14 protein-coding genes, 1 tRNA gene and 1 pseudogene are annotated in these 14,946 nt (G+C 72.2%); 5 read left to right on the top strand and 11 right to left on the bottom strand.

Translation table 11 applies throughout. The annotated features are described in order from the left end of the window. Nucleotides 1-195: 195 nt before the first annotated feature. Nucleotides 196-690 carry an HAD domain-containing protein gene (locus ACZ41I_RS00730; protein WP_468512847.1) on the top strand — a complete coding sequence of 165 codons (495 nt, stop codon included), beginning with the start codon at nt 196-198 and terminating at the stop codon, nt 688-690. On the opposite strand, the pseudogene ACZ41I_RS00725 reads toward ACZ41I_RS00730, so the two are convergent. The 8 genes and pseudogenes from ACZ41I_RS00725 to ACZ41I_RS00690 form a co-directional block, all read right to left on the bottom strand. After that, nucleotides 687-779, bottom strand: a pseudogene (locus ACZ41I_RS00725) (GntR family transcriptional regulator); the annotation flags it as partial. The gene ACZ41I_RS00730 and the pseudogene ACZ41I_RS00725 overlap by 4 nt on opposite strands. Nucleotides 780-1,043: 264 nt before the next feature. Continuing rightward, on the bottom strand, nt 1,044-1,763 hold the full coding sequence (locus tag ACZ41I_RS00720) for a L,D-transpeptidase (protein ID WP_468512846.1): 720 nt from the start codon (nt 1,761-1,763) through the stop codon (nt 1,044-1,046). Further along, nucleotides 1,756-2,262: a SigE family RNA polymerase sigma factor gene (locus tag ACZ41I_RS00715; protein ID WP_363216858.1), complete on the bottom strand. Its 507-nt coding sequence runs from the start codon at nt 2,260-2,262 to the stop codon at nt 1,756-1,758. The genes ACZ41I_RS00720 and ACZ41I_RS00715 overlap by 8 nt, the downstream gene beginning before the upstream one ends. A gap of 58 nt (nt 2,263-2,320) precedes the next feature. Continuing rightward, on the bottom strand, nt 2,321-3,328 hold the full coding sequence (locus tag ACZ41I_RS00710) for a L,D-transpeptidase (RefSeq protein WP_468512845.1): 1,008 nt from the start codon (nt 3,326-3,328) through the stop codon (nt 2,321-2,323). A 134-nt stretch (nt 3,329-3,462) separates the two neighbouring features. Beyond that, nucleotides 3,463-4,821, bottom strand: coding sequence for a Cys-Gln thioester bond-forming surface protein (locus ACZ41I_RS00705; RefSeq protein ID WP_468319659.1), 1,359 nt, complete (start codon nt 4,819-4,821; stop codon nt 3,463-3,465). 265 nt (nt 4,822-5,086) lie between these two features. Next, nucleotides 5,087-5,566 (bottom strand): single-stranded DNA-binding protein, encoded by a 480-nt coding sequence (locus tag ACZ41I_RS00700; protein ID WP_468319661.1) that lies wholly within the window; start codon nt 5,564-5,566, stop codon nt 5,087-5,089. A gap of 420 nt (nt 5,567-5,986) precedes the next feature. Further along, nucleotides 5,987-7,921, bottom strand: a complete 1,935-nt coding sequence (locus tag ACZ41I_RS00695; protein WP_468513067.1) for a YfjP family GTPase — start codon at nt 7,919-7,921, stop codon at nt 5,987-5,989. A 1,014-nt stretch (nt 7,922-8,935) separates the two neighbouring features. Beyond that, nucleotides 8,936-10,546 carry a dynamin family protein gene (locus ACZ41I_RS00690; protein ID WP_468512844.1) on the bottom strand — a complete coding sequence of 537 codons (1,611 nt, stop codon included), beginning with the start codon at nt 10,544-10,546 and terminating at the stop codon, nt 8,936-8,938. Between the two features lie 320 nt (nt 10,547-10,866). On the opposite strand from ACZ41I_RS00690, the gene ACZ41I_RS00685 reads away from it, so the two are divergent. Beyond that, nucleotides 10,867-10,939: transfer RNA gene (locus ACZ41I_RS00685), tRNA-Arg, on the top strand. Nucleotides 10,940-11,072: 133 nt separating this feature from the next. Here the strand turns inward: ACZ41I_RS00685 and ACZ41I_RS00680 are convergent. Together ACZ41I_RS00680 and ACZ41I_RS00675 are read right to left on the bottom strand one after the other, a co-directional pair. Beyond that, entirely contained in the window at nt 11,073-11,348 is a 276-nt protein-coding gene (locus ACZ41I_RS00680; protein WP_399768913.1) for a hypothetical protein, read from the bottom strand. A gap of 71 nt (nt 11,349-11,419) precedes the next feature. After that, the gene (locus ACZ41I_RS00675; protein WP_468512843.1) at nt 11,420-12,190 is read right to left on the bottom strand and encodes a hypothetical protein; all 771 of its coding nucleotides are present in this window, start codon (nt 12,188-12,190) and stop codon (nt 11,420-11,422) included. Between the two features lie 510 nt (nt 12,191-12,700). On the opposite strand from ACZ41I_RS00675, the gene ACZ41I_RS00670 reads away from it, so the two are divergent. From ACZ41I_RS00670 to ACZ41I_RS00660, 3 genes are all read left to right on the top strand, one after another. Further along, nucleotides 12,701-13,186: a hypothetical protein gene (locus ACZ41I_RS00670; protein ID WP_363216852.1), complete on the top strand. Its 486-nt coding sequence runs from the start codon at nt 12,701-12,703 to the stop codon at nt 13,184-13,186. Between the two features lie 271 nt (nt 13,187-13,457). Further along, nucleotides 13,458-13,754, top strand: coding sequence for a hypothetical protein (locus ACZ41I_RS00665; RefSeq protein ID WP_363216851.1), 297 nt, complete (start codon nt 13,458-13,460; stop codon nt 13,752-13,754). A gap of 222 nt (nt 13,755-13,976) precedes the next feature. Continuing rightward, complete coding sequence (locus ACZ41I_RS00660; RefSeq protein WP_468512842.1) at nt 13,977-14,270, top strand: hypothetical protein; 294 nt, start codon at nt 13,977-13,979, stop codon at nt 14,268-14,270. Between the two features lie 171 nt (nt 14,271-14,441). On the opposite strand, the gene ACZ41I_RS00655 is transcribed toward ACZ41I_RS00660, so the two are convergent. Continuing rightward, nucleotides 14,442-14,831, bottom strand: a complete 390-nt coding sequence (locus ACZ41I_RS00655; RefSeq protein WP_363216849.1) for a hypothetical protein — start codon at nt 14,829-14,831, stop codon at nt 14,442-14,444. Between the last annotated feature and the right edge of the window lie 115 nt (nt 14,832-14,946).

The raw sequence follows: 14,946 nt of genomic DNA, 5'->3' as shown, positions 1-14,946 counted from the left end.
CCATCTTGCCTGAACGCCAGCCTTGGGTGTTAACCCGTTTGGTCCGGGGGCTGTGACCTGGGGTTTCGTGGCTCGCGGCGGTGGCTCGTCTGTCGCTGTCGGTCGCCGTTGGGCGGCCTCGGGCACCCTCGGAGGGCCCAGGGACGGCCCGGGAAGCAGAGTCCCGCCACCACCGCGCCGGGCTATCGTGCCGCTGTGACCAGCGCAGCGGGGCGCCCCGTCCTCTTCCTCGACGTCGACGGGCCGCTCATCCCGTTCGGGGCGTCGTACGGCTCCCCGACGTCCGTCGATCAGGGCAACCCGCTGCTTGATCGGCTGGACCCCGGCATCGGATCGCGCCTCCTGGCCCTGGACTGCCCTCTCGTGTGGGCCACAACGTGGATGGAGGATGCGAACGAGGCCGTCGCTCCGCGCCTGGGACTGCCGAGGCTGCCCGTGGTGGAATGGCCGGACGCCGGCGCCGACGAGGGACCCCGCGGCCTGCACTGGAAGACCCGCCCCTTGGTCGAATGGGCCGACGGTCGACCGTTCATCTGGGTCGACGACGAAATCAGCGCCACGGATCGCTTGTGGGTCGATGCCCAACATCCTGGTCCGTCGCTGCTTCATCGCGTCGATCCGGCTCAAGGACTCGTGGACGCCGACTTCTCGGCGCTCGGCGATTGGCTCGCTGCCGACGGCGCCGCCTAACGGTTGATCGGGATCTCGTGGACGATCTCGCAGTGTGCGGCGGGCAGCACGATGTCCGCCGTCTCGACGGGCCGCCCCTGATCGCCGTGGATCCCCTACCGGTCGACTGCCTGCCGTATCGGCACGCACCGTGCCTGCACGGAGTCTGGGTGGCCAACAACTGGTCGAAGATCGTCGCGCCCACAGGGGGCGTGGGCCTGGTCGAACTCGTCGGGGCCGCCTGCCCGGTCTGCACGCCCTTGGCCCCACTCCCGATGCGTCCGTCGTCAGCAACCGCAAACGCGTGTTCGAAGTAGGCTGCCGTCGAAACTGCCAGTGGTGGCGACGGTGGCCTGTGCGTCGGTGGGCCGGCGTCAGGGGGCGCGGGTGATCGATTGGCGGTCGGTGCATGTGGAGCCCGGGTCCGCGCTCTTCGCCTGGCGGCCCTTGATCTCCACACGTGCGCCGGGCTTGATGGCGTCGTACACCCACTTCCCGGCTTCGGGTGCGAGGGCGATGGAGCCGGGCGGGGCGTCGTCGCCGATGCTGGCGAGACCGGCGGAGGGGTCCAGCGCCCACATCAGGAGCCGCTGGTGGTGACTGCGGTCGGTGAAGGTGATCGCCCACTGCTTGACGTCCGGATACTTGGTGATCACGTAGGGGCGCAGGGTGAGGGTGGGGTACTTGGCGGTGACGGTGACCGTCTTCTCGCCGATCGGGCAGTTCTTCTGCGGCGCGCTGATGGGGAACCTCCTGCCCTTGATGGTCAGGGTGTGGGCGTCCAGGTCGATCGTCACCCGCTGGACGGGTGCCGGGGACGGGGCCGGTGTGGGGGTGTGGGACACGGATGTCGCGGGGGGCGTGGCCGGCTTGGCGGAGGAGCCGAGGGCGCCGGAGGTGACGGTGGCGAGGGCCGCTGCCGCCAGCGCGCTGCTGGAGAGCACAACGCGTCGGCCGCGGCGGCGGCGTTGCGCCCGGCTCCTCACCTGGGCCCCTGTGGCCGGGGCCGGGGCCGCGCCGTGCGCGGCCAGGTCACGGAGCCGGGCGGACAGCTCCGCCTCGGTCAGGGGATGTGGTGGCGGCTGGTCAGACACAGGCTTCCTCCGTCGGGTGGGATTCCTCGCTCACCAGGTGAGCGGCGAGTGCGGAACGGCCGCGTGACAGCCGTGCCTTGACGGTGCCGACGGCCACGCCGGTCTCGGCGGCCACCTGCTCCACACTCAGATCGCACAGGTGGTGCAGCACGATCGCGGTCCGCTGGGCTTCGGGCAGGCGCCGCAGAGCGGCGACCAACGCCACGTGGTCCGGGCCGGGTTCGGGCACCGGCCGCTGCGCGGACTCGCCCCGCACCAGCTCCCACCAGCGGCGCGCCCGCCGCCGGCGGCTCAGCGCCAGACGGTGTGCCACCGTGCGGATCCACGCCTCGGGAACCCGGTCGCCGGTCAGGACGGACGAACGGCGGTCCCAGGCGCGTACGAACGCCTCCTGCACCACGTCCTGGGCTTCGGCGTAATCCCCCGTCAGGGCGTACAGCTGGCCGACCAGACGCGGGTAGGCAGCCGTGTAGAAGAGGTCGAACTCGTCCTCGGTCACCTTGTCGTGCTCTCTCTCACGGCGCGGGGCGCGCCGTGCGGGGCCGGTGCGGCGGGGGTCATGCGGTCGTGCTCTGCCCGGTGGCGCTGTGCGCGAGCCACTGCTTCCAGGTCAGGTTCCAGTCGCCGTAGCCGTTGCCGGCGGCGACGGTCGCCTTGTCGGCCCCGGTGACCGTGACGACGTCACCGACCCGTACCTGGTCGTAGAAGCGCCGGGCGGTGCCGTCGGTGGCCAGGCCGACACAGCCGTGGGTGACGTTGCGGTGTCCGGCCTCGGTGTCGGCCCGCGGGTTCTGGTGCACGTACGTCCCCGACGTCGTCAGGTGCACGGCCCAGAAGTAGGTGCCGCGGTACTCCTTGCCCAGGCCCACGGTGCGGGAGTCCATGAGCACCCTGGACTGTTTGTCCATGACGACCATCGTCCCGTTCCAGGTGTCCAGGCCCGGCGCCCCGGTGGTGACCGGGATGCGCTTCGTCGTGTCGCCGGTGCGGACGGTCATCTCGTGCGTCCGCGCGTCGACCGTGGCGACCAGTGACCGGCCGATGGTGAAGTGCCGGACGCCGTGCGAACCGAGACGCAGACCGACCTTGGTACCGGACTGCCAGTAGGTGGTCCGGGGGCGGAAGTCGACGCGCTGCCCGTCCAGGAGGCTCTGGTCCTTCACCCAGCTCCACGCGCCGGGCGTGCCGGACGAGGTCTGCACCCGCAGCCAGCTCTCCACGGCCTTGCGCTCGGCGGCGGGAACCGGCCGGGAGAAGGTCACGGATATCGGCATACCCACCCCCACCGTCTGCCCGTCGGCCACGTTCACCCGCGCCTGCGCCAGGACAGCGGGCTCCGGCACGGACGGAGCCGGACGCGCCTCGGACGCCCTGCCCGTGCCGTCCTTCCCGCCCTTGGCCTTCGCGGCCGCCGAGGGGGTCCGCGCACCCGGTGCATCGGCGACCGTACGCACGCCGGTACCCACGTCCGCCGAGCAGCCGACGGCCGAGAGCAGGGCGATACAGGCCGCGGCAGCGGCGGCGAGACGGCCGGCGGTCCGACCGGCCGAACGGTCCAAATGCATGAGGTCCCCCCAAGTGAAGTGCGGTATCGCCTCCTATACGCACGGGCTCGGGGGGAGGTTGCATCCGACCGGCACTCTTTTCTGCTGCCGGTCGGCTCCGGATGCCGGGGCCGCCGTGCAGCCCCGCCGGACCGTCAGTCGCCCGGCTGCTCGCGCTTGCGCAGCACCACCAGGACCGCCCCGCCGATCACCACGAACCCGATGGCCACACCGGCGATCAGCGGGGTGATCGCGGAGCCGCCCGTCGCGGCGAGGTCGGTGTCGGGTGCTGTGGTGCCGCCCGCCACCGTGGCGGGGCTGGGCTCGTTGTGGACCTTGGCCGTCTGTGTCGTGATCGCGCCCTGCGTCCGGCAGTCGAGGACGCCGGTGAAGCGGCGGCTGAAGCCGTGCGGCCCGGTGATCGTGAAGTCGTAGGCCTGGTCCTCCTGGAGCGGGACGGTCACCGTGCGGGAGGCGCCCGCGGGGACGGTGTGCTCGGCGCCCATCAGTTCGAAAGTGAAGGGCTTGTCGCCCTTGTTGGCCGCGACGATGTCCACGCCGCTCCCGGCACAGTCCTTGTGGGCCGACAGCTCCGGTATGGCACCCTCGGCGGCCCAGGTGGCGGTTGCGGTCGCGGAGACCGTGGACTCGCTGGAGCCGGCCAGGATCTGGGTCTGGCTGCGGCTGTCGGAGGCGAAGGCACGGCCCACGGGCACGGTGGTCGACGCCTGCACGGTCAGCTGGGCGGTGCCGGCGGAGGCGTCCTCGGGGATGTGGAAGTACAGCCGGCTGCCGTCCTTCGCGGAGGTGATCGCCTTGCCGGTCTTGTCGGTGATCCGCACCCCGCTGGTGGCCTCGTCCGCCGGCGGGCTCACCGCGACCGTGCCCGCGTTGGTGTGCACGGTCACCGGTCCGAGCAGGCCGCCCGGCCGCCCGGAGACCGCGGGCGGGTCCAGGGTGAGCGAGGCCTGCGGTTCGCCGAGGTCGCGGGCGCTCTTCTGCAGGTAGTCGGCGAGCTTCTCGGCCTGCGGGTCGACGGCGTCGACCTTCGCTCCGTCGGAGTACCGCCAGATGGCCACCTGGGTGCCGGCCGCCGCGTCCTGCTCGGTCAGAGCGCCGGCGCCCGCCTGGCGGGCGAGCGCGGCGAGGTCGTTGACCTGGGGGTAGGAGTGCTGCAGGATCCAGCGGATCCGGCCGGCGTCCTTGTTGGCGCCCAGCGAGGTGCCGCTCCAGGGCGTCTCCTGGTAGTGGGCGTCGCGCTGGGTGGGGTTGTGGAGGTCGACGCAGTACGTCTGCAGGGTGCCGCCGCCGTCGACGGACATCTCGAACAGGCCGGCCTGCACATGCTGGTCGCCGCCGTCCTGGTGGATCACGGCCTCGCCGTAGGTCTTCAGACCGTTGATCGTGGCCGTCGCCCCGCCCTGGGTCTGCGGTCTCTCGTCGGCCGCTGCCGAACCGGCGCCGGACAGGACACCGGCCGCCACCAGACCGGACGCCGACGCGGCGGCGGCCACGCGGGCCGCTTGGGCGGAACGGCGGAGCCCACAGAACGCAGCAAGCACAGAATTCCCCTTCGAGCAGGACCCGTTGGACGTGGGGGACGGTCCCACCAGCAGAATCGGCAGCCCCTAGGGGCACGCCCGGCATCCTATGGATCAGGCGGAGCCTCTCCGGCCGGTCGGATGATCCGATGGGCGATCCGATCCGCAATCGTTATCGCCGGGACCGTCCATGAGCTGGGCATATCGACAAATCAACCCGTTCGTACCATCGCTGACGTCATGTCACCGCCATGGCTTGGGGCGCCCTTTGGGTCATTTCCTCGTCCGGTGTGCCGGCAGGCCCGGGTGGGGTCTCCCAGTTCGGCTCCGGCCGGTTCGCCGTCGCAGGTGCCTCCGGCCTGCCCGCGCGCTGGAAGACGGCCGTACCGCGAGAGAGGTCGTGGCCGATCGCCACGGCGTCGATGTCGGCGGAGGCCCACTGCTGTTGTCCGTCGCGCACCTCCGTGCGCACCTTCAGCCGGCCCTGTACGACCACCGGCTGGCCCACCTCGACGCACGCCGTCACGTTGACCGCGAGCTGGCGGTTGGCCCACACCGTGAAGAAGTTGGTGTGCCCGTCCGTCCAGACGCTCTTCTCCCGGTCCCAGTACCGCGCGGTCACCGCCAGCCGGAACCGGGCCGACTGACCCGCCGGTGTCTCCCGGTACACCGGCGCGGTCGCCACATTGCCCACCACACAGACGATCGTCTCGTTCATGTCCTCGCTCCCCTCCCCCGCCCGGCCCGGCATGGCCGGGCGGACACACGTACGGGCCCGTCCCGTACGGCTGCGTCTGCCGCGCCGGCACGTACGACCGCCGTACGTGCCCGCACGTCCCGCCGATCGCGCGCCGCTCCCGCCGTCCTCCGGCCGGTCCCGCCGTGCGATCGCCGCGACCCCAGACTGCCTCCGTCGGGCCGGGCCCGCTGAGCGCTGTGGACGACCATGCACCTGTGGAAAACCCCGCCACCTGCACGGGTGACGCCCGCCCCCGCCACCGCCTTCACCCCCGGTGACCGCATCCGCTCCTCGATCGGCCCGCCCACGGGCCCGTCGGCAGCCCCCTCGGCCGGCCCCTCAGCACCCGTGGGCCGACCCCTCGGCTCCCCATCGGCAGGCGCCCCCTCAGCAGGCCCTTCAGCCGACCCGCACCCCCGACCCGGTCCGCACGACCCGTGCGTACTGCTCCCGCACCTCCCGGTAGCGCAGCAGTTCCGCCGCCACCGGGTCGAGCACCCGGGCCCGGCCGCAGCCGGCGGCCGCCTCCCGCAGCCGCCGTTCCGCCTCCTGGCCGTAGCGCCGGGCCGGTCCTCTGGCCGCCATCCGGCAGCCCCACTCCACCAGCGGCCCGCCGATGATCCCGCACAGCATCAGCAGCACCGGGACCCCGAGGTTGGGCGCCATGACGCCGGCGATCTGGCCCGCCAGCCACACCCCGCCCACGATCTGCAGCAGCGTCATGGCCGCCTGGACCAGCACCGCGGCCGGCCACCAGCCGGGCCGCGGCGGCCGGCCCGGAGGCAGTCCGGCCCGCGCCGCCAGCTCGTCCAGCGCCTCCGACAGCCCCTGCGAGCCGCGTACGGCCGCCTCGCGCACCGCCTGCGCCCACGGCCCCGGCAGCCCGGCCGAGGCCCGGTCGGCCACCGTACGGACCGCCTGCTCGACGCGCTGCCGTGCCGTGGCCTCCTCGTCGGCCTGCGTGCGCACCGCGTGGCGGCCCGTCGTGGAGTCGCCGCGCCCCTGGTACCAGCGCCACAGCCGCAGCCAGGGCGTGCCGCAGGCGCGGTTGGCGTTGCGCAGCCAGGCCCGCTCGGCGGCCTCGCCCGCCGCGGTGGCGCCCACCGCGTCCGCGAGCCGCGCCCCGAACTCCTCGCGCGCCTCCTCACTGAGGCCGACGCGCCGTTCGGCGGCGTAGACGGGCCGCAGTTCGGCCGCGGCGGCGTCCACGTCGGCCGCGACCCGGCGGGCCGCCGCGCCGCGCTCCGCGACGAACTGGCCGAGCGCCTCGCGCAGTTCGCCGACGCCCTCGCCGGTGAGCGCGGACAGCGCGAGCACGGTCGCGCCGGGCTCCCCGTGCTCGCCAAGCGCGACGCCGTCCTCGTCCAGCAGCCGCCGCATGTCGTCCAGGACCTGGTCGGCGGCGTCCCCGGGCAGCCGGTCGACCTGGTTGAGGACGACGAACATGACCTCGGCGTGGCCGGCCATGGGCCGCAGATAGCGCTCGTGCAGGATGGCGTCGGCGTACTTCTCCGGGTCGACCACCCAGATCACCGCGTCGACCAGCTTCAGGATCCGGTCGACCTGTTCGCGGTGCTGTACGGCGGCGGAGTCGTGGTCGGGCAGGTCGACCAGGACCAGCCCGCGCAGCTCCGCCTCGGTTTCCGGGTTGTGCACGGGGCGGCGGCGCAGCCGGCCCGGGATGCCCAGTCGGTCGATCAGGCCCGCCGCGCCGTCGCTCCAGCTGCACGCGATGGGGGCGGCCGTGGTGGGGCGCCGTACGCCGGTCTCCGAGATGGCCACGCCGGCGAGGGCGTTGAACAGCTGCGACTTGCCGCTGCCCGTGGCGCCCGCGATGGCGATGACGGTGTGCCGGCCGGAGAGCTTGCGGCGGGCGGCCGCCTCGTCCAGGACCCGGCCGGCCTCGGAGAGGGTGTGCTTGTCCAGCCGGGTGCGGGAGAGGCCGACGAGTTCGCGCAGGGCGTCGAGGCGGGAGCGCAGCGGGCCGTCGTATGCCAGGGGGGCGGGCGGGTTGTTGCCCAGGCCCCGGGTGGTGGTCTCCCGCTCGGCGGCGAGCGCGGCGGCCGCGGCGTCCGTGACACGCCGGGCGATGAGGCCGTCGTCCCATGTCTCCGTGGAGTCGGCGTCGGCGTCGGCACGGGCGTGGGTGCCGGGATCGGCGTCGGTGCCGGTGCCGGTGCCGGTCCCGGTGCCCGGCGTGCGTCGGGGGGTCGCCTCGTCGCTGGGGCCGGGCTGCCGGGGCGTGCGGTGCGGCGGGCGGGAGCGCTGACCGCCACCCGCGTCGGCGTGCTTGGCGAGGCCGGCCCTGTCCCGGCCCGCGCCCTGATCCGCCACCCGCGCCTCGGCACCCTTCCCGAGCCCAGCCCTGCCGGTCCCCGTCACGCCCGCATCGGCACCCTTCCCGACCACGGCCCGACCCGGCCCCGTCACGCCCCCGTCCGCCCCCTTCCCGAGGCCGGCCCCGTCCCGCCCCGCACCCTCCGCCTCGGCACCCTTCCCCAGACCAGCCCTGCCCGGCCCCGTCACGCCCGCATCGGCACCCTTCCCGAGCCCACCCCAGCCCGACCCCCGCCCCGTACCGCCCCCATCCGCGCCCTTCCCCAGGCCGGCCCCGTCCCGCCCCGTACCCCGTCCCGTGGCGCCCGGGTCCGCGGGCTCGCCGAGCCCAGGCCTGCCCGGTGCCTTGTCCGTCACGCGCGCGTCGGTGCTCTTGTCCGGCACGCCCCCGCCCGCGCCCTGGTCCGTCACGCGCGCCTCGCGCTCGACGGCCGGTTCCGCCGGCACCGTGCGGATCTGTGACTCGGGGCCCGCGTCCGCCCCCGTCACGCGCGCGTGCCGCCCCCGGTCACGGTCCTCGGCCTCGGACCCGACCCCGGACTCGGTCCCCAACCCGAACCCGGGCTCCGACATGAACCCGGCCCCCGACCCGAACCCCGACTCGGCCCCGGACTCGGCCACGGCCACGGCCCCGGGCCCGGACCCAGCCCCGGCACCGGCACCGGACTCGCACTCGGACTCGGCTGTGGCCGCGTCGCCGCCCCGGTCGTCGGCCTCGGCCGGGTTCTTCGGCGTGTCGGCGTCCGCCGTCGATGCGGGCGGTTCGGAATCCCCGCCCGCGCCCTCGGGCCGGTTCCCGGGGGCGGTGGCGGAGGTACCGCCCGGGGTGCCGTCCTCCGGCACGGCGCCGGCGTCGCCGGGCACGCCCGAGCTCGGGGGCGGCAGTTCCCCGAGCAGGTCGCCACGCTCCATTGGTCTCCTGACCTCGGCATCCAGGTGACCGCTGTGCTCGGTGCGCGCCGTGCGGTCGGTGTGCTCCATGTGGTCCTGATCAGTGGCGGCCGTCACCGGTCACCTCTCCTTCTGCAGTACGGACAGCGCGGCGATGAGTTCGGCCTGGGGTCCGGGGTTGACGCCGAGGGCGTCCAGCGGGGCGAGGCGCCGCTCGCGTTCGGCGTGCATGACCCGGTCGACGTACTCGGCCAGCAGGCGCGCCGCCCGGTCGCGCAGCCGCAGCGCGCCATGGGCGCCGAGCTTGTCGGCGAGCCCCTCGCCCACGTTGCGCGTGCGGCGCCCGCCCAGCAGCGAGGTGGCGACGACGGCGGCGACGACCTCGGGGTCGGGTGCGGATGTGCGCTCCAGTACCCGCACCTCGTCCTCCGCGTACTCCTCCAGCTCCCGCCGCCAGCGCCGTACGGCGAGGCCGATGCGGTGCTCGGCGCTCTCCGGGGAGCGGTCACGGCCGGCGAGGCCCGGGGCGCCGGCCGCGGGCTCGTGCCGCCAGGCCTCGTCGACCCGCTCGTCGGCGGCGGTGACGGAGCACAACAGCAGGGCGGCCAGGCTTTCCACGAGCGCGTCGAGGAGTTCCCCGGGGGTGCAGTCCAGGGGGAAGGCCCGCCAGCGCTTGAGCGCGTCCCCGGCGAGTACGGCGCCGGCCTGCAGACGGCCGCGCACCCGCGCGTGCTCGCCGTCGTAGGCGGTCTCCACGGCGGTGGTGAGCCGCACGGCGGCCGCGTACTGGGCGGCGACGGCGCCGGCCAGCTCGGGCATGCGCGACTTGAGCGAGTCGAGGAGGCCGTGAGCCGTGCGGGCGATCACCTGCTGCCGGGAGGCGGGGTCCTGGGCGTGGTGCACCAGCCAGGTCCTCAGGGGCGCGACGGCGGTGGCGGGCAGCAGTCCGGCGCCCCACGCGGACTCGGGCAGCTCGGGCACGGTGAAGCGGGGTACGTCGCCGAGCCCGGCCTTGGTGAGCAGGGCGCCGTACTGCCGGGAGACCTCCGAGACCACCTGGTGGGGCACCCGGTCCAGGACGGTGACGAGGGTGGCGTCGTACTCCTTGGCGGTGCGCAGCAGGTGCCAGGGGACGGCGTCGGCGTAGCGGGTCGCCGTCGTGACCATGATCCAGACGTCGGCGGCACAGATCAGCTCCGCCGCGAGGACACGGTTGTCGGCGATCAGCGAGTCGATGTCGGGGGCGTCGAGGAGGGCGAGCCCGCGCGGGATGGTCTCGGTGGTCTCGATGCGCAGCACGCGCGCGGGGGTCTCGCGCTCGGACAGCAGCAGTTCGTCGACGGGGTCCTGCTGGTGCGCCCACACGCGCGTGAGCTCGGGGAGCACGCGCATCCCGCTGAACCAGTGATGGTCGTCCGGGTGGCAGACGAGAACCGGCGTCCGGGTCGTCGGCCGCAGCACGCCCGCCTCGCTCACGCGCCGCCCGACGAGGGAGTTGACGAGCGTCGACTTGCCCGCGCCGGTGGAGCCGCCGACGACGGCGAGCAACGGCGCCTCGGGCTCTCGCAGACGGGGTACGAGATAGTCGTCGAGCTGCGCGAGGAGTTCGTCGCGGTTGGCACGCGCACGTGCGGCCCCGGGCAGGGGCAGCGGAAAGCGTGTGGCGGCGACACTGTCGCGCAGAGCGGAGAGTGTGTCGAGCAGCTGAGGCCTTACGTCCAAGGTCACCACATGCGAAGAATGCCCAATTTTAGGGGAATTCTGAAGCATATAGACATGTCTGCGCGCCGAGGGGACGGAACGGACGTAAGGAACCATTGGGACACGGGCGCAGTCGAGGCATAACGAGTGCACAACACCCGGTGCGTCGGAGGCCAAAAGCGATGCACGAATCGCACCTGCCTGCGATTATCAGGACCGCTTCACCGAACCTCCACATCGAGCCACGGAGGGGAAGCGACAGGGTCAGGGAACCGGGAGCCCTATCCTTGTCCCCGGGCAACGTCAGGGATCAGCCCCTCGGGGCACCCGGCACGAGGCCACCACACCAGGCCCCCGTAGCTCAGTGGATAGAGCAGGCGCCTTCTAAGCGCTTGGCCGCAGGTTCGAGTCCTGCCGGGGGCGCCGGTTTCCGCCCTCCCCTCAGGGAGGGCGTTTTCGTCGTTCAGGCCGGCACCGAGGCGACACGGCCCGCACACAGAAGAGCGCCGGACCCTCCCCGGTGCTTGCGGGGACGATCCGGCGCGGTACGGCCGGCTCAGAGCGCCTTGCTGTTGCAGCCCATGTCCGAGCCGAGGTGGCTCTGCTGCGCGCCCGGGTTGCCTTCGCCGTTCAGCAGGTTGCCCGCGAGGCCGTTGACGGCGCCGACGCTGCCGAGCACATCGATGTTCATGTCGTGCGAGCGGCATTCGATGCCCTGCGTGACATCGAGGTCGTGGCCCGGCTCACCGTGGGCGGAGGCGGGGCTGACACCGAAGGTGCCGACGCTGCCGAGGACGGCGCCCACGAGGACGGCCTTGTGAAACGTGCGCATTACTTCTCCGATGGTCTAGCGGATGCGATCTGCAGCAGATCGAGAAGGGGCGGCGGAGCGCGGCTGGGCGATCAGCCGAGGCGGGGAAGACCCAGCTGGCCGACGGGAGGCGCCGCGACCTGTCCGAGGCCGAGCCCGGGAACCTGCGGCGTGCCGGCCCCTGCGACCAGCGGGTTGACGAGCGGGTTGACCTGGGGGTTCACCTGGGGGTTCACCTGCGGGGCGACCTTCGGCGGGGCCTCCGTCGCGCCGAAGGTCTGGGGAACGGCGACCTGCGGGGCGACCCGCGGCATGACCTCCGGCGCGGACTGCGGGCTGACCTGGGGCATGACCTGTGCCGCCGGCTGCGGCGCGGCCGCCTGCTGGGGGGCGTACGGCGAGTTGGAGGCCTGCGCGGAGCCCAGGGACGTGGCCGTCGCGGCGGCGTAACCGGTCTGCTGCGGTGGCGCGGGCGGCGCGGGCGGAGGCGGCGGCATCACCGGCTGGGCATACGGCTGCGGAGCGGCGACCTGTGCGACGCCCCGCGAGTTGGCCGTCGCCGCGGCGTGCGGACCGCTCGGCGGGGGCGGCGGGTACTGAGGAGGCGCGTACTGCGGGGGCGCGTACTGCGGCACGGCGTACTGCGGAGGTGCGTACTGGGGCGGCGCGTACTGGGGCATGGCGTACTGCGGAGGTGCGTACTGCGGAGCCGCGTACGGGGGTGCGGGGTACTCGGGAGCCGGCGCTGGAGCGGCACCACCGCCGTATCCGACGGGAGTGTCGGCATGGCTGACGCCGGCGCCGATGGCGGACAAGCCGCCGGCCGCCGCTACGACGAGCGCGGCCTTGTGAATCTTGCGCATGGAACCCTCGGCCCTTCAATACCTGAACAGGGAAATCCGTTGTATTCGGTGCGGTCTCGTATGCACTCGGCCCGGTATTCGTATGGTCGTACTGCGCCGTTACGGGGGTAACTCCCGGGCCGCACACGGACTTACGCCAGAGCTGGCAGCGAACTCCCTTTACCCCTCCGTGATCCATGATCGCTGCCCTCTCCCAGCTGGCAACGACATTTCCCCCGCCCCGGTCACGGGGCCCGGAAGTCCGTCACCCATTTGCCATTGACGGACGGACGCGTGAGGTCAGGATTGCAGGGGAGTCCGCAACGCGATACCGAGGCGCGCGCACCCCTGGGGCAAATGGGTGACCGGAGCCCGACAGCCGTATCCGGCTCGGCACTTGTGTCGTTCCCCACGAGGACAGAGCGATGGTCCATCGCAGCCGCCCAGGGCAGCAACCACAGCAACAGCTGCAGTGAGACACCAGTATTCCGACACGTTCCGTGCACAGGTCAATGAAGGGCCGAGGGTTCCATGCGCAAGCTTCAGCAAGTCGCGCTCGTCGTCGCAGCAGCCGGGGGTCTGTCCGCCGTCGGCGCCGGCCCCAGCTCCGCCGCAGCGCCCGCCTACAACGGCTACAACGGCGCTGCGCCGCCCCCCGTTTCGCAGCTGGACGCCCAGGCGGACTCGGCCACTTCCGCCCAGGCCAGCACGCAGAGCTATGGCGCCCCTCGGACACCGCAGGCCCCGCAGCGTGGCGCCGAGGTGACCCCGCAGGTCAACCCGACACTGAGCCCGTCGATCAGCCCGCAGATCAGCCCGCAGGCCACCCCGGGACAGGGCGGCGACTCCTCGTCCCTGCAGAGCAACCTCTTCCGCCCGTCCCAGGAGTGCAGCCCGCAGTCGCTGCTCAACGCGGCCGTCCCGGTCGCCGTACTCGCCGCCGCCGACACTCACGGCATCGACTGCGGCCAGTCCAACATGCAGTCGAACGCCCTCGCCCACGCGACCGCGCACTAGGGCCTCTCCGCCCTCGGACCGGACTCCGCGCACCAGTACAACTCCCCCTGGGAAAAGGGGAGAAGCCGGACATCGACGCCCAGCCACGGGCCCTTCGGGGATCGCTCCGAAGGGCCCGTTCGCATGCGTTGCGGCTTTCGGGTGCTTTTGCTCAGGGATCATGAAGTCGGCGCGTCGCTGTCCGTTTTGAGCTATTTCTGATTAACCTCCCGTAACTGTAAGAAGTCGATCTGTCATAGATCGCAATCAACTTCACTCCACCGGAGATGACATGCACAAGCTTCGCAAGGCTGCCGTCCTGGTCGCGGCCGTCGGCAGCATCGCCCTCATGAGCGGCACCGCCCACGCCGGCCAGGACGGCTGGGGAGGCAAGGGCGGCGAGAAGAGCGACAAGTTCAGCGTCCTGCAGAGCTCCAACTGCAAGTCGCACGACCTGAACCTGGACGTCCTCGGCGAGGTCGGCATCCTCAACGGCCTCCTGGGCAACGCGCTCAACGGCGAGGGCGACCCGGGTGCCCAGTCGACCCACATCGGCTCGACCATGGGCTGCAACAACAGCGCCTTCTGAGCACACGGTCGCACAGGCGACTAAAAGCGGGAAATAATACCGGCCCCGAGCTCCACACTCGGGGTCGGTTCCTTTTTGTGCGCGCATGGGCATTCAGAGTGACAGGAATTCCGAATTCGGCGCGTCGCCGATTGGCCTTGGTTATTTCGTATTAGCCTCCATAACCGTACGAAGTCGATCTGTCACGGATCGCATCCACTTCATCACCCCACCGGAGATGACATGCACAAGCTCCGCAAGGCTGCCGTCCTGGTCGCCGCCCTCGGGAGCGTCGGGCTCCTGAGCGCCGGCGCCGCCCACGCCGACCAGGGCTGGCACAAGGGCGGCGACAGCGACCGCTTCAGCGTTCTGCAGAGCACCACCTGCAGGTCGCACGACGCCAATGTCGACGTCCTCGGAGAGGTCGGCATCGCCAACGGCCTGGGCGGCAACCTGCTGAACGGCGAGGGCAACCCGGGGGCGCAGCAGTCGTCCCTCGGCTCGAGCATGGGCTGCAACAACGCGGTCGGAAAGTAAGCGAGAAAAGTCGGAAAATAAGCAGGAAATCAAGTAGGAATCTTTCCCCGGTGTCCCGGCCGCAGGTCGGGGCACCGGGGAATTCCATGTCACCGGAAGACCCCCGCGGTCACATGAAGTCGAAATGCCGGACCGGGAGCGATCCCGGTCCGGCATTTCTCTGATCGCCTGTCAGAAACGGATGTGGGGTTTCTTGAACTTCAGCTTCGGCGCCTGGGGCTTCTTGACCTGAGGCTTCTTGAAGCCCTTGGGCAGCTCCAGTTTGTTGGAGCAGTCCACAGCCGGCCCCACGTTCTTGGTTCCGCCGCCCAGCAGATCGTCGTCGGGGAACAGCACGCGCGGCCGGTCGGCGACCGCGCAGTCCCGCGTCTGCTTGATGGCGTGGGCGCCGCGCTTGTCGACGTCCGTCTCGCTCTTGCGCATGCAGATGGTGTCGCCCAGAACGGTGTTCCGGCAATCGCTCCTGGGTTCATCGGCGTGCGCGTGCGCGGCGCCGACGCAGATCACGGCGAGACTTCCGACGAGCCCCGAGACGGTCGCGATCTTCTGCCGAGTGAACATGGCTTGTGTTCCTTTGCATTGGAGGCCCGGACGCCGACGCCGTGAACGGCGCGCACCCGGGCCTTGGAGAAAGCCGAACGTCGAACCAAGCGCCTTGACGCCTTGTCAGGCGCGT

The sequence above is a fragment of the Streptomyces sp. NPDC030799 genome (assembly GCF_055572255.1).
Note: the sequence above shows the minus strand (reverse complement) of the source record. Positions and strands in the feature narration are given on the sequence as shown.

Coding starts and splice junctions, on each gene's coding strand:
- ACZ41I_RS00665 (WP_363216851.1), top strand. CDS start 13,458: ATGCACAAGCTTCGCAAGGCTGCCGTCCTGGTCGCGGCCGTCGGCAGC.
- ACZ41I_RS00670 (WP_363216852.1), top strand. CDS start 12,701: ATGCGCAAGCTTCAGCAAGTCGCGCTCGTCGTCGCAGCAGCCGGGGGT.
- ACZ41I_RS00660 (WP_468512842.1), top strand. CDS start 13,977: ATGCACAAGCTCCGCAAGGCTGCCGTCCTGGTCGCCGCCCTCGGGAGC.
- ACZ41I_RS00680 (WP_399768913.1), bottom strand. CDS start 11,348: ATGCGCACGTTTCACAAGGCCGTCCTCGTGGGCGCCGTCCTCGGCAGC.
- ACZ41I_RS00710 (WP_468512845.1), bottom strand. CDS start 3,328: ATGCATTTGGACCGTTCGGCCGGTCGGACCGCCGGCCGTCTCGCCGCC.
- ACZ41I_RS00675 (WP_468512843.1), bottom strand. CDS start 12,190: ATGCGCAAGATTCACAAGGCCGCGCTCGTCGTAGCGGCGGCCGGCGGC.
- ACZ41I_RS00655 (WP_363216849.1), bottom strand. CDS start 14,831: ATGTTCACTCGGCAGAAGATCGCGACCGTCTCGGGGCTCGTCGGAAGT.
- ACZ41I_RS00700 (WP_468319661.1), bottom strand. CDS start 5,566: ATGAACGAGACGATCGTCTGTGTGGTGGGCAATGTGGCGACCGCGCCG.